This window comes from Massilioclostridium coli, from assembly GCF_900095865.1.
GTDB classification, from domain to species: domain Bacteria; phylum Bacillota; class Clostridia; order Oscillospirales; family Ruminococcaceae; genus Massilioclostridium; species Massilioclostridium facile.
Map to the genome: position 1 here is coordinate 687,311 of NZ_FMIZ01000007.1, position 17,424 is coordinate 704,734.

24 protein-coding genes are annotated in these 17,424 nt (G+C 42.9%); all 24 read right to left on the reverse strand.

Features of this window, described 5'->3' with window-relative positions; all coding sequences use genetic code 11:
- Positions 1 to 3 precede the first annotated feature (3 nt).
- Positions 4 to 1,896, reverse strand: coding sequence for a phage tail spike protein (locus BQ2683_RS08350; protein WP_069988539.1), 1,893 nt, complete (start codon positions 1,894 to 1,896; stop codon positions 4 to 6).
- A 10-nt stretch (positions 1,897 to 1,906) separates the two neighbouring features.
- Positions 1,907 to 2,581 carry a phage distal tail protein gene (locus tag BQ2683_RS08355; protein ID WP_141720205.1) on the reverse strand — a complete coding sequence of 225 codons (675 nt, stop codon included), beginning with the start codon at positions 2,579 to 2,581 and terminating at the stop codon, positions 1,907 to 1,909.
- Positions 2,582 to 2,662: 81 nt separating this feature from the next.
- Entirely contained in the window at positions 2,663 to 4,852 is a 2,190-nt protein-coding gene (locus tag BQ2683_RS08360; RefSeq protein WP_069988541.1) for a hypothetical protein, read from the reverse strand.
- Between the two features lie 76 nt (positions 4,853 to 4,928).
- A complete protein-coding gene (locus tag BQ2683_RS08365) occupies positions 4,929 to 5,432 on the reverse strand; it encodes a hypothetical protein (protein WP_069988542.1) in 504 nt (167 codons plus the stop codon).
- Positions 5,433 to 5,446: 14 nt separating this feature from the next.
- Positions 5,447 to 5,968, reverse strand: a complete 522-nt coding sequence (locus tag BQ2683_RS08370; protein WP_069988543.1) for a hypothetical protein — start codon at positions 5,966 to 5,968, stop codon at positions 5,447 to 5,449.
- A 153-nt stretch (positions 5,969 to 6,121) separates the two neighbouring features.
- Positions 6,122 to 7,117 carry a hypothetical protein gene (locus tag BQ2683_RS08375; RefSeq protein WP_069988544.1) on the reverse strand — a complete coding sequence of 332 codons (996 nt, stop codon included), beginning with the start codon at positions 7,115 to 7,117 and terminating at the stop codon, positions 6,122 to 6,124.
- 215 nt (positions 7,118 to 7,332) lie between these two features.
- A complete protein-coding gene (locus BQ2683_RS08380; protein WP_069988545.1) occupies positions 7,333 to 7,530 on the reverse strand; it encodes a hypothetical protein in 198 nt (65 codons plus the stop codon).
- Positions 7,531 to 7,537: 7 nt separating this feature from the next.
- Positions 7,538 to 7,918 carry a hypothetical protein gene (locus BQ2683_RS08385; protein ID WP_069988546.1) on the reverse strand — a complete coding sequence of 127 codons (381 nt, stop codon included), beginning with the start codon at positions 7,916 to 7,918 and terminating at the stop codon, positions 7,538 to 7,540.
- 36 nt (positions 7,919 to 7,954) lie between these two features.
- Positions 7,955 to 8,551 carry a hypothetical protein gene (locus tag BQ2683_RS08390; protein ID WP_069988547.1) on the reverse strand — a complete coding sequence of 199 codons (597 nt, stop codon included), beginning with the start codon at positions 8,549 to 8,551 and terminating at the stop codon, positions 7,955 to 7,957.
- Positions 8,552 to 8,590: 39 nt separating this feature from the next.
- The gene (locus tag BQ2683_RS13395; protein ID WP_159427365.1) at positions 8,591 to 8,764 is read right to left on the reverse strand and encodes a hypothetical protein; all 174 of its coding nucleotides are present in this window, start codon (positions 8,762 to 8,764) and stop codon (positions 8,591 to 8,593) included.
- 187 nt (positions 8,765 to 8,951) lie between these two features.
- The gene (locus BQ2683_RS08395) at positions 8,952 to 9,665 is read right to left on the reverse strand and encodes a hypothetical protein (RefSeq protein ID WP_069988548.1); all 714 of its coding nucleotides are present in this window, start codon (positions 9,663 to 9,665) and stop codon (positions 8,952 to 8,954) included.
- A gap of 21 nt (positions 9,666 to 9,686) precedes the next feature.
- Entirely contained in the window at positions 9,687 to 10,019 is a 333-nt protein-coding gene (locus BQ2683_RS08400) for a CGGC domain-containing protein (RefSeq protein WP_069988549.1), read from the reverse strand.
- Positions 10,020 to 10,044: 25 nt separating this feature from the next.
- Positions 10,045 to 11,019, reverse strand: coding sequence for a hypothetical protein (locus BQ2683_RS08405; RefSeq protein ID WP_069988550.1), 975 nt, complete (start codon positions 11,017 to 11,019; stop codon positions 10,045 to 10,047).
- A gap of 153 nt (positions 11,020 to 11,172) precedes the next feature.
- Complete coding sequence (locus BQ2683_RS08410; RefSeq protein WP_069988551.1) at positions 11,173 to 11,685, reverse strand: hypothetical protein; 513 nt, start codon at positions 11,683 to 11,685, stop codon at positions 11,173 to 11,175.
- A gap of 12 nt (positions 11,686 to 11,697) precedes the next feature.
- Positions 11,698 to 12,234 carry a hypothetical protein gene (locus BQ2683_RS08415; RefSeq protein ID WP_069988552.1) on the reverse strand — a complete coding sequence of 179 codons (537 nt, stop codon included), beginning with the start codon at positions 12,232 to 12,234 and terminating at the stop codon, positions 11,698 to 11,700.
- Between the two features lie 12 nt (positions 12,235 to 12,246).
- Positions 12,247 to 12,747, reverse strand: coding sequence for a hypothetical protein (locus BQ2683_RS08420; protein ID WP_069988553.1), 501 nt, complete (start codon positions 12,745 to 12,747; stop codon positions 12,247 to 12,249).
- Positions 12,748 to 12,756: 9 nt separating this feature from the next.
- Positions 12,757 to 13,254: a hypothetical protein gene (locus BQ2683_RS08425; protein WP_069988554.1), complete on the reverse strand. Its 498-nt coding sequence runs from the start codon at positions 13,252 to 13,254 to the stop codon at positions 12,757 to 12,759.
- A 35-nt stretch (positions 13,255 to 13,289) separates the two neighbouring features.
- A complete protein-coding gene (locus BQ2683_RS13400; RefSeq protein ID WP_159427366.1) occupies positions 13,290 to 13,463 on the reverse strand; it encodes a hypothetical protein in 174 nt (57 codons plus the stop codon).
- A gap of 66 nt (positions 13,464 to 13,529) precedes the next feature.
- Positions 13,530 to 14,018 carry a hypothetical protein gene (locus tag BQ2683_RS08430; RefSeq protein WP_069988555.1) on the reverse strand — a complete coding sequence of 163 codons (489 nt, stop codon included), beginning with the start codon at positions 14,016 to 14,018 and terminating at the stop codon, positions 13,530 to 13,532.
- 13 nt (positions 14,019 to 14,031) lie between these two features.
- On the reverse strand, positions 14,032 to 14,619 hold the full coding sequence (locus BQ2683_RS08435) for a hypothetical protein (protein WP_069988556.1): 588 nt from the start codon (positions 14,617 to 14,619) through the stop codon (positions 14,032 to 14,034).
- 18 nt (positions 14,620 to 14,637) lie between these two features.
- Entirely contained in the window at positions 14,638 to 15,192 is a 555-nt protein-coding gene (locus BQ2683_RS08440; protein WP_069988557.1) for a hypothetical protein, read from the reverse strand.
- Between the two features lie 16 nt (positions 15,193 to 15,208).
- The gene (locus BQ2683_RS08445) at positions 15,209 to 15,742 is read right to left on the reverse strand and encodes a hypothetical protein (protein WP_069988558.1); all 534 of its coding nucleotides are present in this window, start codon (positions 15,740 to 15,742) and stop codon (positions 15,209 to 15,211) included.
- A gap of 13 nt (positions 15,743 to 15,755) precedes the next feature.
- Positions 15,756 to 16,328, reverse strand: a complete 573-nt coding sequence (locus BQ2683_RS08450) for a hypothetical protein (RefSeq protein WP_069988559.1) — start codon at positions 16,326 to 16,328, stop codon at positions 15,756 to 15,758.
- An 11-nt stretch (positions 16,329 to 16,339) separates the two neighbouring features.
- Entirely contained in the window at positions 16,340 to 16,930 is a 591-nt protein-coding gene (locus BQ2683_RS08455) for a hypothetical protein (RefSeq protein WP_069988560.1), read from the reverse strand.
- Positions 16,931 to 17,424 lie beyond the last annotated feature (494 nt).

The following is a 17,424-nucleotide window of genomic DNA, read 5'->3' on the forward strand; positions in this document are numbered from 1 at the left end:
TTCCTATGATTCAGGGTGTTCCTGCTGGGAGCGTTTCCGTTCCGCCTGTTCCAATTCTTCTGTGATCGCGCTGAGCTTTGCCTGCTGCTCGGAGGTCAGGTTCCTCTGCTGTGCTTGAATCTCCACTAACGCCTGAACAGCCCGGGTGATATTAACACCATTTACATTTAATGAGCCGTAAATCTCTACATTCGCATCGGCATTGCTTGTTGGTGTGGAGTTAATTCCACGGAATATAATTTTTCCAGGCTGCATCGTTTGCCCGGCCATTCCAGATTCAATATAAATACTTCCTTCATTACCTTCGCCATAATTTCCAATTCTAGATGAATTATTCCTAGAATTAAAATAAATAAAGACAGCATTACCGCTGTTAGAATTAAATGTAATGTATTTTTCTCCATCGCCACTAAAGCCAATCGTGCTATCATTTGGAGAGTAAACTGTTAATCCAGGAACTGTTAATGTCCCGTTATCTAAATCAAAATTAAGATTTTTATTGGTACTTTGCAGGAGACCACCGGATATCCTATTTGCGGATAGGTGCCCGGTTGCAATGTAGTTCGCATTAATCTGTCCATCCATCGTCATAGCTAACTCATAGTTACCATTTAAACCTTCTTTAGAATAGCCTAGACCATTGGCATTCCAGCGCCACATAGGGGTGTTTGTCCAGTCATCCGAATCTTTTTGTAAAATCAAAAGTTCTGCCGGTTTGCCATTCTGGAACCGGATTTTAATTACTCCGCCGTCCACGCCGGTAATTAAATCGGTGGCGTGCTGGATGGCGTTTTGCAGCTCATTATTGGTATAATCCTGCTGTTCCTGGATGGAATTCTGGATATTGCCAATGCTGGTTTCAATCCTTGGGGCAGTGGTAGAAAGGGTCACCACATTTTTTTCGGGTTTGAGGGGATATTCCTTGTACTCCACTACCTGATGGTTTACCGTGGTGTTTCTGGTGCGGTCGATTAAGGTAACCACCTGGTACATCTGGAAGGTTAAAAAGCTGTATTCTGGGTTGAGTTTTGCCAGATCAACCACGCTGCACTGGTAGGAGCGTTTGGGGTAAGCCAGCTCTTTGAGCTTTTTCTCAGCGGCTGCTTTTAGCTCGTTGGCGTCCTCAATGGAGGTATCCTTCATCACGCCGCAGATGATCTGTTTGGTATAGGAAGTATCCTCTACATATTCTAAGCCATAGGTCTGGCCATCCGAGCCGCCAGAAGCCCCCGCCATGGTCAGGCCATCTTTGCCATAAGCGTACAGCCGGGTGACCAAATCGGTGGAATCCCCGGAAAATTTTAAGCTTTCCAGGTTGAGCTCGTCGGTGACATACACAGCGGAAGGCTCTTTGTTGTTGGTACTGAATACAGAGAGGGTTTTATCCTTTCCACCTGCGGTTACCTTTGTGTCGAAGCGGTAGCCTACGTCATCGTATTCCTTCATCGCCTTGGAAAGGATGTCGTAATTAGTGACATTTTCCAGCTTAAAGGAAGCGGTCTGGCTGGAATTCAACCCACTTGTACTACAGCTCCAACCGGTGGGAGTGATTTGTTCCAGCACCTGGGCAAGGGTGATAGGAGTATCGGTTTTGGTATCCCCCTCACCGGATTCAGTGGTGAAGGTTTTCCGTATCTCCGTCTTCCAGGCGTCCAAATCCAGCTCGCAGTCCACCGAGACGCCGTCGCCGGAATCGTCCAAGGATTTGATCACATACAAATTGCCTTCTGCCTCCACCCGGATTTCCTCCCCCAAGTGGGGGAGGTGTTCGTGGTTAACGGGTAGGTCAAAGCTGAGCAAATCCAAGCCGCTGGCCTTGTGAGTGATGACGTAGGAGTCCGGGTCCACCTCCAAAGGATACATGGGCTGGTTATTGGTATCGTATAAAATAATCATGGGAACCTCCTTAAATCAGCATAGGGTAATAGGAAAACGTTACCTCCAGCGGTTCTGGCACCATCTCGATTTTGTTCAGCCCGGGGGAGAGGGTGGGGAAGCTGGAAAGGGAAGCCTTTGGCCAGATATTCACCCCATCGGCGGTGACGGTTTTTTTGATGCTGTCGATGACAATCGTCTTTCCGACTTCCGGTTTATTGATGGTGAACAGGTTCCGGATGGAAAACTGGTCCATCTCTTTGGTAGGGGTAAAGGAGATGATGCACTCGGAAGTGCAGTTGCCAGCGTTGAGGATGGTATCATTTCCCTTTAATTTTACCGTAGTAAGAGGGAGACTTTCCATGACATCAAAAGAAAGTTCCACCTGGGAGTAGCAGTCGATGCCAGTTTCCTCGGTGGAATACTTGGTAAGCACGGCGCGCCAGATCAAATCGGAATTCCCCAGGCTAATGGTGGTTTTGAGCGCGGCAGAAACCAGGTTGGAGATGTTCTGGGAGAGCATATCCCGGTTTTCGCCGAACACGTAAAAAGCCGCCTCTGCTGATTTACAGCAAACACGGCTTTTAAAGTGGTGGAACGTGTTGAGTTCGGGATGTTCCAGGGTGTTGGTTTCGATTTTGCCTGGGGAGACGGTGAACGAAATCAAATCCGCCTGGAATTCAGTAAAGGTATTCAAATGGTCCATCCAGCAGTCCTCGCCGACCTGTTGGTCTTGAGAGAGGTCGTTGAACTGGAAAGGGCTTGCAGTAAAAATTTCCAAAAAGGGTCACCTCGTTTCAAATTTAGCGGTTTTTGCTTGAATGCGGGAAATCACCGGAGTAAGCGCCCGGCCAGCTTTTTCGGAATCCAGGTAAACATCCCCCTGGGAAACCTGGAACACAGGGTTGCATTGGATAGCGGAGGATTTGAGGCTATCGGTAATGAGGGCGGCCAGGCGGGAATAATCCACCACACTGGTGGAAGGGGAGAGGGAATCGCCCAGCGGGAAGCCGTTGCGCGCCTGTACGGAAACACCGAGCAACTCACTAGTCTGAGCGAAAAGCTGCATTGCCCTCGTGCGCTTACCAGGGTCTAACGGAATCACAACTTCCGGCTTGTCACCCTCCGCAATCCAGCTGAGCTGTTCTTTATCCACAAACCCGCCAGAAGCATAGCCAGTATACTTATGAGGTGCAACAGCGATAGTCCATGAACCAGTGGTATTGGTTGCATGCACATCCATTGCAGTTACCCCCATTTGTGCAGTAATTTTTATTGCGTTCTCAGGTTTATTAAAATTAGACTGAATGTTACTTACGTTCTTTTTTGTCCAAGTACCAGCATCAATATCATTTACATCAGGAGCTGTTAACTTTTCTACAGTTAAACCATTTTCCATGGTAGTATTACATTGAACACCTAATGAGTTAAACAAGTTAATTAATTCAGGTGTTGCATCAATCGTACTATCATAACACGAACTGGTAAATCCAATAACAGCATCATTCCCAGCATCTCTAATAACTTGTATATCGTTAAGTACGCCATCAGCAATGTTTTCGTTTAATGATTTGCCAACATCAAACCCTAAATTTTTTAAAGTATCTGCTAAACCTGAATCATCATCTTCAATAACATCACTTAATAAAGATTCTCTTAATGCTTCTATGGATAGTGCTGTCCCTTCTTTTAAGGCTTCTTTAGCCTCTATCCATTTATCTCTAGCATCAAGTACCATTTCATCTGTAATACCTGCTACACCATTGTTAAATTGTTCTTTTAAATTTTCATAAGTAAGCAAGGCATAGTCCACATTCCCTTGTAGTTCTTCTACAGAACTCATAGCAGCAGAGGAATAATTAGATGAAACTGAACTATTGATTTCTGCTATAACACTTTCATCACCAGAAGCAATTTTTTGTTGAAGATTTTCATATTCATAAATATCTTTTTGATATTCTAACATAATATCATTCTGTTTTTTCATATCTTCTTCGGCAGCTTTTAATTTGTCTTCAGCAGCAGAAATCTGATATGAAAGTTCTTCTCCTGTTTGTAGCCGTCTTAATTGTAACTCCTCTAAATCTTTTTTTGCTTGTTGATACGCAATTTTTGAATCGTTTTCAGCTTGTTTTCCGTTTTCCATATTTTTTAATGCTTCGAGATAAGTGCCCTCTTTTGATTTCAAAATCATTTGGGCTTTTCTCATATTCATATTTTTTTGAATTTCTTCTGTATTCATGGAAATTGCGGTTTTTTCCTCATTGGTCCATTGAATAGAATCCCCTAAAGCTGGCTTTAATTTATCATAAATATATCTTACTCTATCCTCATAACCAGCTTTTACATTGCCGTTTTGATCAATTAATGAATCCATTTCCTGAACCAATTGTTGGGTATAATCAATATTAGATAAATTTAATAGCAACTGTTCTTCTTGGGATTGTTTTAATTTGTCATAAGCCCCTTTAGTTGACTCCATTTCATTGGTTAATTCTCCTATCGGATCAATTTGATTACGAATTGCTGGAGAAACTTCATTTAATAGAGTCAATAATCCGGATACAGCCATACTGGCTATAGCGATTCCACCACCAGTAGCAGCTGTAACTAATATATCAGATACAGTTTGTATACCAGTAGTAACAAGATCAAAAGTGCTAGTTTGATTTTTCATTTTATTAGACATATCAGTTACTGCACTAGAAGCAGTGTTTGCAGCACCTACAATATTATTAAACTGCGTAGCATACCCTTCAAATATAGCACCTTTATTAGACGATTCATCTAATAATGTATTTATCTTTTGCAATTCTTCTGATGTTCCTGAAAATGATGTTATAGATTCTGAAAAGGATGTATTAAGGTCATCAATTTGTCTTTCAGTTGATTGTGACTGCTGAGATAACTTTTTTAATTCATCATTCATATCTTTAATTTGTCTATTCAGTTTGCTAGCATCAGCACTGTTTAACATAATGATATCTACCTCCTTGCTTAATTTTTGAATAAAAAAACCACCTGATTTCAGGTGGTTTTAATGGATTTAATTTTTATTTTTCAATTTTCATGGACTTTACTATTAAATCAAATTGTTCTTTAACTGGATTTTCATCTAAATCTGCTGGATACAATGTTTGGATTCTTACGACACCAGAGGGGATATCCAGTAAATATGCGTCAATAATTACATCTTCTCGAAAAAAAGCGTTCCAAATAAAATGGTGTACAGGTTCACCCGCAATTTTTTCATCTTCTAAAACCTGTATATCGCTTCCATTTTTATTAATCCAAGCATCTAAAAAATCGTCTTTATCTGTATATCGTGGGTCTTGTAATGAAATGGTTATACTCACATTGTCATCTTTTTTACCGATATTATATACTTGTGAATCGTCTGTTGAATTAAAATTTTCCCAATCTTCTGGAATCTTGAAATGTAGCTCGCCAACAGCGGTATCTTTCCATCCAGCATATTCACCACCACAGCCTACAAAACAAATCAGGCATAAGGAAATTATGAGTAATATAGCTCCAAATCGTTTTAATTGTTTCATCTTTTATCTTCCTTTTATTTAATTTTGATACTATCAAGTAATTTGAAAAATTCATCTTCTACTATATTTGTATCCATTGTATCAGAATGACGAACCCAAAATACAGTATAACCATTTGGTGTATCAATTCCATAATATTCCTGTGTCCAGTTAAATCCATCAATTATACGGCAGTGGTACGCTTGTTTGCCAGCTACCTCACGTTCTGGCAATTCTTTAAAACCATCCTTGTTTTTGATATATAGTTTAAACCAACGTTCTTCTATCATATCATGGTCTGTTTTATTTTTTTCAGATAAATCATCTGGTTTAATATATGACATCCCATAAGAATGATTTTCATCTACATAATATTCAAATGTAATATAACTTTCTGTGTTTCCGGGTTGTTCTCTAGTTCTCCAATCTTTGCTTATTTGATAAGAAACTTCACCAGTAGTAACAAATTCCCACCCATCATAGGTTTTTTCTCCGCAGCCCACAAAGCAGATTAAGCACAGGCAGAGCGCCAGCGCAATTGAAATAACTCTCTTCATCCAATCAATCCTCCTAAATGTATTGCCAATTTGGCAACGAATTACTATCATTGTAGCATATTATTTCCAAATTTACAACACAAAACAGGAGATTTCTGTCAGTTCGACAAAACAACCTCTTTCCCGACACCCGCACCCCTCAAAAAATACGAACTAGGTTTTAATCACAATAAAATCCAAAAACTCGTCAAATTCTTCTTTTGGAATTTGGTCCCCGGTCTGGCTGGTTTCCGTTACCCGAATCCGGAATATTCCCTGAGGGGTATCAAAAAAATATTCCTCGATGGTTAGGTTGGTGGCATCCTCGTTGTGGGTTACATGGTAAGCGGGCTTTCCGTAAATTTTCACATCGTCCTGGAAGGTGTCATTCGGATGGTTCTGTTGTTCCAGGTAGTCAATATATTCCGAGGCTTTATCAAATCCCTCTATCTGGACTTCGTGAATGAGTTCCAATTTGGTTTCGCCAATCTGAAACGTATGGCAGGTATCCAATTGTTGTTCCATCACCCAGGAAGTTGGGGTTTCATAGGTGATGTTCGCCAGCTGGTACTGGTTCCAAACTTCCTCCTCCATGGCGAGGGAACCGCTGGTTTTTCCCTGTGTCCCATCAGAGGAGTTGGAGGAACCGCCCTCAGCTTTTTTGGAATGGTTCCGGTGATCCGAAAAAGATTCTGCTATCCGGAACAGTTCATTTTGGATGGGGTTTTCCTCCCAATGGGATGGAAACGCAATCAAAATCCGAAACACGCCTTGGGCGGTATCAAATACATAGGATTCATAGATCCTTTCCTCGATGGTTTCACAATAGTGGTAGGCGTTTTGCCCCGCGATTTCCATCTCTGGCAAGCGGGTAATCTTATCCCCCTTGACGGTTTCAGTTAAGGCGATATACTGGGCTTTATCCCAATATTCGCCTTGGTTATATAGCAGCATGGTAAGGTAAATGGATTCCCCGTCCACCTCAGTCTGGTAATAATGCCGGTTTTCTTCACTAGACCATTCCCATTCCATCGGGATTTCGTAAATTATCTGCCTACCAATCCGTTCCAGAATCCAATGTTCTCTAGAATCCTGCCCACGGCTGGTACAATATACAAAGCCGGCAATACAAATACCTACTGCCAACAGCCCAATCAAAATCTTCCGCATCCTTTTCTCCTCCATTTCCATCTTCTAGGAAACAGTATACCATATTCTCCATAATTCTGCCATAATCGACAAGGTGATTTTTGGATTAATAGAAAAATTTTGTAACGCTGCATAACAATGGAAACCAGAATTTGGTGAATAGGACGGATAAACAATGGATGGAACGCAAAAAAGGGCAGCACAGGGAAAGAACCCATGCTGCCCGTTGCGTTTATTTACCGCCCCTGGATCCGGTCGTAGAATTCACGGAACCCATTGCATTGTACCAGGTATCTGGGGCGGTCGCCCCGTTCCATCCGCTGGCTGATGTACAAACAGGTTTCATCAAAACAATAGGCAGTGTATGGGTCGTCAATCCCCATTACCTGGCTGGGGCTGGTATGGCTGTGGTTCGCGATGGCGATTACGTTCAAAAGTTGCTTACTTTTGATGAAATCGTTGCAGCGGAGCCACCCCCGTTTGGGAAAAATTATAGATTTGGAGCAGTTGGATGTCGGTTAAGCTCAGGCCGGCTTCCTCCACTTCCTGGTAGGTAGGGGAAACCATTGAGGCCTTTGCCATAGCGGTGAAAATATCCGCCATACGGCTGAAGTTGTTTGGGTTCAGCCCTTTGATGCCATCGTTAAACAGCTCGGAAGCGGCTGCCATCAACGTATTTGGAATATCTCCGTTCTGTGCCAGAAGCATCAGGGAAGGGCGTTTGAGTTTTACCACAAAAGGCTGGCCTTCTGCAAAGCCGGATAGCTCTACTTCGGTGCCTTCTGCGTAGTGTTTTAGTTCATCCATAGTGGTTACTGCCATATTGTTTTTCCTCCTGTTCTTATAGTATCGTTATGATTATGCGCCTACTTCGGTGGATTCCTTTACTTCTGGCAGGGCTTTTACGTATTCCCATTTGTATGGGGCTTCGCCTTTGCTTGGTGCGGAAGTAATGGTGTATTCGGTTACACGGAATACATTGTCCTCAGAGTTCAAGCCAACTGGTTGGCCAGTACAGCCTGGGTAGGTTACTTTTTCGTAGCCGATTTCGTTGCCGCCTTCGTCCATCTGTGCGGAGTAAGCTTCCAGTTTGAATTTCACTGGTTTGTATGCTTCCCCAACCACTGGTGGTTCATAGCCGGTGATTTCGTGGGACTCTGGATCTCTTGTCAGTGTGCCGCCCTGTACGATTTCCATCAGTTCCAAGATAGTCATGTTGTCGGTCAAAGTCAGGGTGTGGCCGGTGATGATTTTGGATTCTTTTTTCTGTGCTTTTAATACGCCTTTGATGTTCAGTTTTACTGCTTCCACTGTGTCCAGCAGAGCTTCTACGCCCAGTTTTGCGCCGGATGTGATAGCAACGCTGCGAGGGGAATCCTCTTCTGTTGTTACAACGATCATCTTACAATCAATAAAAGCCATTTCTGTTCCTTTGGTTGGTGTTGTTACTGCCATAATAGTCAAATCCTTTCTTTTCTTAAAATTCAATCCATATCACCGGATGGAACCCATAGCGATTCCACCGGGCTGTGTTTTTTGCTGGAACGGATACCGGTTTTCCGTAACAGCGGGGAATTGTTCCAAACTTTCTGGGCAACTGGAAGGCAATACGGTTACAAAACAGATGTATGGTTGTTGGGGCCATCCTGCCCGGAGGGGCTGGAACAATGAACTCCCCTACCTGCGCTGGATAGGGGAGTTTGAAAAAGTTCCCGTAGTTTAACGCCATCGGGGCGGGCCATTTATATCAAGCGAAGCAAATCGCGTCGCTGGCAAAAATTAGGTAGAAAAAACCACCTCTTGGGTGGCTTTTTAAAAAAGTGGTAAAAAAATAACGGGTATCGTAGGATATCCGCTATTTTTTTATCATTTTTATGGATGTTTCATCAGTGGCTGGTTTGCTATGCCGAATATCGCGCAGCAAGGAAGAAAGGAAATTCCTTCTTTTGATTTTTGCCAAGCCTAAATCCTTCCGCATCCTGTTTACCAGCTCTTCCATCAAGAATCTATGGTCCACCTCGGTATCTTCCCGGAGTTCTTCCCGCAGCTCCACCCATGTGGAAACGGTTTTTGGCGAACCCCAAAGGGTAACCTGCTTGGAAATTGTGGATAGTTCTTCTTCAGTTAGCCCTTCCATAGCGCTGTATCCGGCTTCCATATTTTGCTGGATTTTATCCATGATTTCAATCAGTTCCTCATAGGGTTGTTCTCTTTTTTTGGCAAGATAATCCTGCCTGGATTTTTGGTACCCGATGATTTTGGCGACAATTGCGGTAATCAAGGAGAGGGCTCCAGTAATCAGCGCCACAATAATAACAGCGTCTAATTTAGAAATATTGTACACAAGCAGCCCAAATATTTGTGATATATAGTAGATGATATAGGAAATCGCAGCGCCTGCCATTATAATGGAGACCAATATCATGAAGATACTCAAACGGAAGTGGCGTTGAAAAAAAGCCCTAGGCTTGTCCTTTTTCTGCACCTTATCCATCCATTTGGCGATCAGCCAGCAGATGAGCAGCAAACAAGCGCCAACGCCAATTGCGATGATTGGGTATAGGTTCATTGTTTCTCCCTCCCCTTTGGGTCAATGGGTATTATCAAGGAACCGGATATTATCTGGCAAATCAGAAATAATCAAGTCTTTCATTTTTTTTGCGAACGGGCAGGGATATCCAATCGGAGTACCTTTTTGGATACAACTTGCAAAGGCGATGGTATCAGCACCCCGCCTTATCAGTTCTCTTGCTCGCAATACTGATTTTTTAGCAGGACAACCCCCACAATTGATAAAGCCAATAAGGATGATCTCCTCTGTTACTTGGGAGAATACACCGGTTTTTTCCCGAATAGCCTGAAAATCTGCTGTTCCGGGGCAGAAATCTTCCGTCTGCATACACCGGATAATTCCTAATTTCATAGCAACATCTCCTTTTCCCGTTTGCCTATATAGCCTCCTTAGGGTCAACCTGGAAGGTATTGAAAAAGCTTTGGATTTGTTCTTTGGTTTCCTTGGTACAGTCCACGTAACTTTGAATTACCAGCCGCAAGGTTCCGTTTGGGGTATCCAACAGGTACTGTTCTTCTATCAGGTCGTCCGAAATGACTCTGCCAAAGTGAAGGGATTTGTACCCTGCCAGGGTATCCACCTTCCAGAACTGGTAAGGGGAGTCCGGAGGATTGTCCTCAGTAGCTGCCTCAATCTGTTCTTGGGTGGGGAGGGTATCCAGCAGCGGGTTGCCATCTGGAATGGATTGAATGGTAATCTTGCTGGGGTAACTTCCCACATAATAAATGTGTTCCGTCACGCCATCAGTGACAGTGGGAGGCATCTGTTCCCATTGGGAAGGGAAGGAGTAGCTCACATTTTTGATACGGGCGGAAACCATATGCTGGGTTTCAGGCTGTTCCGGAATCTGGATGGATTCCAGAAAACCGTCTACATCCTCCTGGTAGGCTTCCCGTTGGGAATCATCCCGGTAATCCACTGTAACGGAAACCACGCTGTCAGTGGTTTCAAACAGAATCGCCTGTAGGGATTGTTCCGCCATACCATTTCCCGTATAGGTGAGGGCGTCTTTCCCAGCGACCTGGGTGTTTTCCCCTGGCTGGTAGTTTTTGTTCTGGAACTGGGGCAAAATCCCTCGGACCATCTGTTCCCCTAAATCCTCTTTATTCTGGTACATGAATTTATAGCTGTCAATCGCCACCGAAACCGCTGGCTGGTCAGAACCCTCGGTGGAAACAGAATAGGTTTGGTGGTCACGGGAGTTGTTCCCGTTTGCCCAATCGGTAGGGGGAACGAACAAAAGCGACCCCATGGAAACCCAATTTTTTGCCTCCACTGTTTGTTCCTGGGAACATCCTGCCAGGCACAGGCAAAAACAAAGCAGTAAAATCATGCTGATCAATTTTTTCATGGTGAACCTCTATGTATGCTAGTATGTAATATAAAAATGAATGCTATCATCTTTTCCAAAAAAACTTCTTTCTATCATTATACACCATTTTGCTTCCCCAACCTATTGGGAAGTTGCATAAAATTCCAATTATTTTTTTGGAGGGGGAAGGAGCTACTGCTCCAGTTTTACTGTGGAGATAATATCGTCTATCTGCTCCTGTATATCATTTTTGCTGTCGTCATACGGGGTTTGGGAATTAATCACCACATACCCGCCATCATAGGCGAAGCCATACAGGTCAAACTGACAGTCGGTGCCGTTGTAAACCCAGTTCTGGGTGTAGTGGAGGGCGTCTTTCCCGCTGATTTTCTCGGATTTTTCTTCCTTCCATTCCCCAACCTGAATGTTTTCTTCTGGCTCAGCGTTTTTGATTTCATCTACATATGCTTCCAGAGCCTGCTGGCCGTCCTCTGCCTCGGTGTAAAAAATCGACATGCTGCTGTCCCCATTTTGTAGTACATGGGTGTTCTCATACCAGCTGTCCTGGCATTCCCATTCCGGTGGGGCCTTGTATTCAATGATTCCGTTAATCTGGTAGCTTTCCCATCCGCTGGTGTTGGGGGAACATCCCACCATCATCCCAACGCAGAGGATGCCCGCAATTGCTGTTAGAATTTTTTTCATCGTATCCCTCAATCAAGAAAATGTTATGGTTTGTAAAATTTGATCCACCGTCTGTTCCAGCTCTTTTTGGTTTTCCCACTGGGGGACAGTCGTCCGGATGGATAAGCCGGTGTTGCCGGACATCAGGTAATAAATGTTGATTTCATTTTCTACGGATGAACCACCCATATAGGAGTTCATCTGGGTGTGGAACGCCGTTTTTCCGCCGATTTGTTTAGGCCATCCCTTCTGGAGACTTCCGATCGTATGTAAGCTCTCCTTTTCGCTGTCAATCGTAGTTTGGTAGTAGCTTTCCACATCGGAAGGGGAAGTGGGCTGGTAGGATTCGATGGTTACCTCGCAATAGCTGTCCCCTTGTTCCAGATAACACCGAACCGAATCCAGTTCGGCAAACTGGAATACCTCGGTTTCCCAATCACTAGGGGTGGAAAAACGGACGGTATCGCCAACTGTTTGTTCCTGCCAGCCTTTGGTATCCACGGTGGAACACCCAGTTACCATGCCAGCGCAGAGGATTCCCGCCAGCAATACTGCCAAAATTTTTTTCATGTTACACTCCTATCAAGAAAACCGTATGGAATCCAGCACCTGGTCGATAATCTCTTTTACTTCTTCTTGCCCGGTACCCTCTTCCGTCATAGTTATAACATCCACCCAAAATTGATCATCCAATGCAATCGTATATCGGTGACAATCATATTCTGTGGTTTCTATATGGAACGCAGTTTTTCCACCAATTTCCACTGGCCAGCCTTTTTTGTATTCTCCATCCGAATCCTGAAATGACTGTAATGAAAGTTGTATAGTTCCACCAACGGATTCCCATTCAAGTTTTTCCTTTAAAAAAATGCTTAACTGACCAAAATTATTTGTGGTTTCAATATAGCAATCTATCCAGTTGTTTTCTTTATCCTCGTCAATATCCCAGGAAGGGTCTAATTGGAAGTGGACTTTATCCCCAATGTTGTAGGTTTCCCAGCCTTTGGTATCCACGGTGGAACACCCAGTTACCATGCAGGCAGAAAGGATGCCCGCTACCATTGCCATCAAAATTTTTTTCATCTCGTACCTCTATTTCGTAAATCGGATGGAATCCAGTACTTGATCCATTTCCTGTTCCAGCTGGCGTTTTCCAGTGCCATCCTCCACCATTGTGGTGACATTTAACCAGTAATCCTCATTCAAAGCCACAAGGTAGGTGTGGTTATTTTCGATAGTGGATTCTAATACAACCGCTGTTTTTCCACCAATTTTCTTTGGCCAACTTTTTTTCGCCTGGTCATTCTCTTTGTTCTCGTCTAAAAACCATTGGATGGTTTCCGCCACGGTTTCATTGTCCCGTTTTTCATATAGGTGGAATGTCATTGCCCCACCGCTAAACTCATCAATAATGAAGGTCATCTGCCCATATTCGGTGTCAGGATACGCCTTCCAGGAAGGGTCGTATTGGAACGTCATTTGTCCTTCGATGTCGTAGGTTTCCCAGCCTTTCATGCTCACATTGGAACATCCAGTTACCACACCGGCGCAGAGGATTCCCGCCAGCAATACTGCCAAAGATTTTTTCATGTCAAAAACCCCTTTTCGAAAAATTGAAATAACCGTTAAAATCCTTTTCCGTTTTTTCTTTCTTCCTGTCCCGTATTCCTTTTATCGTTGGAACAGTATCGGCTATCCATTGGCAGCCCATCGGTCCCTCCAGTAGTTCCACCAAATAAAACAGGGTTGAGTCCTTGCCGCCTACCTTCTATTTGGTAAAAACAATAAATTATATCCATTATACCATATCTATGAAAATTTTCCAACAAAAAGGCAGCAAATATTGCCGCCTTTTTCCGTTCCCTTTAAATCTTATGGATACTTTTTACAAATAGGTCGATTTTCTCCTCAACTTCTTTGGTTTCGCTGAACGTCTGTACATTGCAGTACCAGCCGTCGCCAAAATCCACCAGATACTGTTTTGCTATGGAGCCGTCCTCATGTTTTTTTTCAAAAGCCATGGCGGTTTTTCCAGCGATTTTTGTGGATTTACCAGCTTCCCAGTCATCTCCCTTTAAATATTCCACATAGCCTTGGGCGTCCTCTTCCTCCCATTCGGAAAGGAGGATAGTTCCCACCCCAATACATTCCTCGCCGTCCATCCATTCAAATCCGGCTGCCGTATCGCTTTCCCCGTTGCCATATTCGATGATTTCCCAATCTGGCGCGAAACTGTATTCGATTTTATCGCCAAGTTGATAGGTGTCCCATCCTTTTGGAACATTTGTGCCGCATCCGCATAAAATGCCCAAACTCGCCAAAACAACAATAATGCTAATAATCCACTTTTTCATTTTCAACCTCCGTTTATCCAATTACCTTTATTTTATCCAAAATCATTTCGATTTCCTTTGCTACTTCCCCCGTTGGGTCATAGGCTGGTTGTAACGATACGAAAATACTACAGTATACTCCATTCCCAAAATCTAAGGCGTACTCATGATCTATTTGCCCATCGGTCTTTTTTCTCACCAAATGGGCAGCGGGTTTCCCTCCAATTGTTGTATCAGGATAGCGTTCATACTCAAATTGTTCTACCGAAAAATCCAAATGGAACTGAAAATAGTCCGGCTCATCCTCTTGATAAAAGGAAATCGAAATAGAGGCAGCATTTTTGAACCCGTCCGAACTATTGCCCGTCATGCGATAAAATCCGTCTGTAGCAATCAGGTTGTTCAATTCATACGAAGGAATGCTTTGTTCCCAGCTGGAAGGGAATTCGTATTCCAGCTTATTGTATAGTTGGTAGGTCTGAACCGTTTCCTCCTCTTGAGAGGAAACCTGGCTGGAAGCGGGCAGAGAAGAGCTTTCCACCTGGGCAGTTTTCCCACAGCCACATAATAGCCCTCCGCATATCAGTAGAGCTGCAACTATGTATAAAAAATTCTTTTTCATCTTTTTTTCTCCTCAAAATCACACAGAAATGGTTCCAATTAGCTTTTTCAGGGTTTTCATGGAGTTTTTCCCCAGCTTTTCCTGGTCGGTGCTGGCGGTAATTTTCATGTAGCCGTCCTCTGTTTCAAAAGCGAATACTTCATTATAGCTGATGGAATCATCTTCAGGGTCCTGGTTCAGATAGGAAAAATGCCTTGCCTCTTCCCCGGCAATGGTAACATGGGAGAGCTCCGTATACTCACTATAGCTGTAGTCATCGGTCTTTTCCTCCTCCACATAAGGGGTGAGGGACTCGTCCAAATTGGAGTAGATGTGGAACTCATCGGTAGATAAATCCGTATAAAAAATGTTCAGGGAAAAATCATCCACGGAATAGGTAGTGGTATCCATATCCAAAAGTTCGTAGTCGAATGCTTCCCCCCATTCCTGAGGTACTTCGTAATCCACCGGACCAGTGGAATGGTCAATCCAAGCCCCTTTGGTGTAGTCGATCGTATCATCTTTTCCCCCGCAGCCGCTCAAACATCCAGCTGCCAGCACGAAACCCATCATACACGCAACAATCTTTTTCATCTCTGTTCCTCCACAATTATTCTTCTACAGTAATGGATTTGATTACTTTATGCACTAGATTTGTAGAAGCCTTATCCAAATCTTTTTCATGGGTAACTGTTATAATAACAATGCCATCTTCCACGTCAAATCCAAAATATTCACCATCTACCGATTTTCCGCTTTCTGTAAAATTAAGTGAGTATGTAAAGTGCTTTGCAGTATATTTGTCAATTTTGATTGGGTTTAATTTCTCATAATCATCGAAATAGTATCCATCAAAATTTTCTTCCTTTTCATACATTTCAGATGCGTCATCAATGTTCTGATAGACAGGGTCTTTATCTACAGTCAAATCAAAATAGTTTAAAATGAATGTATAATTGTCCATTGAAAATTGGGTCGTTATCAAATCTGAGTAGTTATGTTCTTCGGATTTTTCTTCCCATTCCGGTGGAACCTGGTAGTTTACAGCACCAGTAGAAACATCAACCCAGTTATTTTCTCCGCAGCCGCTCAAACATCCAGCTGCCAGCACGAAACCCATCATACATGCAACAATCTTTTTCATCTCAAGCCTCCTATCATACAACACTTTCCACTATCTGGTCTGCGGTTTTCCTGGCGTTTTCCTTTAGTCCATCCCCATCGGAGGAATGGAATTCCAGCACAAACAGGTCAGTTTTGCCGAACCAGTCGCCTGGAACTGCCACATCTACCGCATATACTTCGGTATAAGTGAAATCTTTCGTGTCATCGTAGCGAGTTTTATAACAGAAATGTTCCGCATTCTGGTCTCCCATGATTACAGAATCCAGTGGTTCAGACGGGCTTCTGTCTACATCCTCATCTTCATCTCCGTCCTGATAGAAATTTGCATAATCTTGGGCGTTTTCATAAGCAGAAGTCAATTTTCCTGTCTCATAAAGGGTAAGCTGTACCCAAAAGGTATCCGCATGATAGATGTGAGATTGAAAGACTTCAATTGGTGAGTCATATTCCGGTTCTCCCCAGGATTCCGGAACCTGATACGCAACTGACCCCAGGTGTTGGTGATTCCAGATTTCCTGGGTGTAGTCCTGCCCTGGGTCGCTTTGGCAGCCAGTACATAATATAGCGAACCCTATCGCGAATATTGCTGTAAGAAATCGTTTCATTTTTCCCTCCATTACCAGTCAATAGAATCTAATAATTGTTCTGCGGCCTTCCGGGCGTTTTTAGTCAGCTTTTTCCCTTCCATGGGGGAAACACGCAGCGTAACAATTCCCTGTCTTCCTTTGCCAGACATATCCACAGAGTAGACTTCGTAATATTTGCGGGTTTTTTCTCCTTCATCTGTGAATACATAGGAATAATGCTGGGCTTTTTTCCCGTTCACTTTAACATCATCGAATTCCTGGAAATCCTCGTAGTAGTAATTGGTAGTTACAGATCCGTCTTTATAATCTTCATATTTATTTTTAAAAAAGTTTTTGTAGTCCACCGCGTTTTCATAAGCTGGAACCTTATTGTACTTAAATTCAGTGGACATAAAGTCCATACTAATCTGAAAAGTATCGGCGGTGTAGGTATTGGTCAGATAATCCGACCCATTATAGTCCTCATCTGGCTCTCCCCAGTCAGTAGGAACCTGGTAACTTGCAGGTCCAACTTCCGCATCTGTCCATTCTGCCTTGGTATAGTCCATACCCTGGTTGCCACAGCCAGAAAAACACAGTAAAGTGCAAGCAACCAACAGCAACGCAATTAATTTTTTCATTTGTATTCTCCTTAAAAAGCATCATTTTCCTATTTATCATAGCGGATTTTTGGGGGGAATGCAAGAGAATTTACCAATATTTAGGACGAAAGCAAATTTTTTGTCGAATTATCAAAATTTTGGAGGTAAAAATTGGATATTTTTTCTTGCCCTTTGGTGGGACGAACGGCATTTTATTTGGGACGAACGACACGCCAATGGGGGAGAAAAGAGCTACTTTATTGGATTATACAGCATATTACCCAAAATAGATATAAATATTTTAGAGAAATCGCCGAAATTTTTCTCCCTAAATCTGGATAAAATAACAAAAATAATCCTGATTTTGGGATAAGATGATATCTTTTGGGATGAACTGCATTTTTGGAAAAGGCTATCATGAAAATTTTATGAAAATAAAAGAAATTATGGGACAAAATGCAAGAATTAGGGATAACCTGTATTTTAGCTGTTCTATTTTCTAAAATTAGGTAAAAATGGTTCTTTGTCCTCAC

Bases quoted from the DNA above. Each gene is read 5' to 3' on its own strand.
- BQ2683_RS08375 (WP_069988544.1), bottom strand. From the start codon at position 7,117: ATGCGGAAGATTTTGATTGGGCTGTTGGCAGTAGGTATTTGTATTGCC.
- BQ2683_RS08355 (WP_141720205.1), bottom strand. From the start codon at position 2,581: ATGGACCATTTGAATACCTTTACTGAATTCCAGGCGGATTTGATTTCG.
- BQ2683_RS08350 (WP_069988539.1), bottom strand. From the start codon at position 1,896: ATGATTATTTTATACGATACCAATAACCAGCCCATGTATCCTTTGGAG.
- BQ2683_RS08410 (WP_069988551.1), bottom strand. From the start codon at position 11,685: ATGAAAAAAATTCTAACAGCAATTGCGGGCATCCTCTGCGTTGGGATG.
- BQ2683_RS08400 (WP_069988549.1), bottom strand. From the start codon at position 10,019: ATGAAATTAGGAATTATCCGGTGTATGCAGACGGAAGATTTCTGCCCC.
- BQ2683_RS08445 (WP_069988558.1), bottom strand. From the start codon at position 15,742: ATGAAAAAGATTGTTGCATGTATGATGGGTTTCGTGCTGGCAGCTGGA.
- BQ2683_RS08405 (WP_069988550.1), bottom strand. From the start codon at position 11,019: ATGAAAAAATTGATCAGCATGATTTTACTGCTTTGTTTTTGCCTGTGC.
- BQ2683_RS08365 (WP_069988542.1), bottom strand. From the start codon at position 5,432: ATGAAACAATTAAAACGATTTGGAGCTATATTACTCATAATTTCCTTA.
- BQ2683_RS08440 (WP_069988557.1), bottom strand. From the start codon at position 15,192: ATGAAAAAGATTGTTGCGTGTATGATGGGTTTCGTGCTGGCAGCTGGA.
- BQ2683_RS08360 (WP_069988541.1), bottom strand. From the start codon at position 4,852: ATGTTAAACAGTGCTGATGCTAGCAAACTGAATAGACAAATTAAAGAT.
- BQ2683_RS08395 (WP_069988548.1), bottom strand. From the start codon at position 9,665: ATGAACCTATACCCAATCATCGCAATTGGCGTTGGCGCTTGTTTGCTG.
- BQ2683_RS08435 (WP_069988556.1), bottom strand. From the start codon at position 14,619: ATGAAAAAGAATTTTTTATACATAGTTGCAGCTCTACTGATATGCGGA.
- BQ2683_RS08430 (WP_069988555.1), bottom strand. From the start codon at position 14,018: ATGAAAAAGTGGATTATTAGCATTATTGTTGTTTTGGCGAGTTTGGGC.
- BQ2683_RS08385 (WP_069988546.1), bottom strand. From the start codon at position 7,918: ATGGCAGTAACCACTATGGATGAACTAAAACACTACGCAGAAGGCACC.
- BQ2683_RS08450 (WP_069988559.1), bottom strand. From the start codon at position 16,328: ATGAAACGATTTCTTACAGCAATATTCGCGATAGGGTTCGCTATATTA.
- BQ2683_RS08370 (WP_069988543.1), bottom strand. From the start codon at position 5,968: ATGAAGAGAGTTATTTCAATTGCGCTGGCGCTCTGCCTGTGCTTAATC.
- BQ2683_RS08420 (WP_069988553.1), bottom strand. From the start codon at position 12,747: ATGAAAAAAATTTTGATGGCAATGGTAGCGGGCATCCTTTCTGCCTGC.
- BQ2683_RS13400 (WP_159427366.1), bottom strand. From the start codon at position 13,463: ATGGATATAATTTATTGTTTTTACCAAATAGAAGGTAGGCGGCAAGGA.
- BQ2683_RS08390 (WP_069988547.1), bottom strand. From the start codon at position 8,551: ATGGCAGTAACAACACCAACCAAAGGAACAGAAATGGCTTTTATTGAT.
- BQ2683_RS08425 (WP_069988554.1), bottom strand. From the start codon at position 13,254: ATGAAAAAATCTTTGGCAGTATTGCTGGCGGGAATCCTCTGCGCCGGT.
- BQ2683_RS08455 (WP_069988560.1), bottom strand. From the start codon at position 16,930: ATGAAAAAATTAATTGCGTTGCTGTTGGTTGCTTGCACTTTACTGTGT.
- BQ2683_RS08415 (WP_069988552.1), bottom strand. From the start codon at position 12,234: ATGAAAAAAATTTTGGCAGTATTGCTGGCGGGAATCCTCTGCGCTGGC.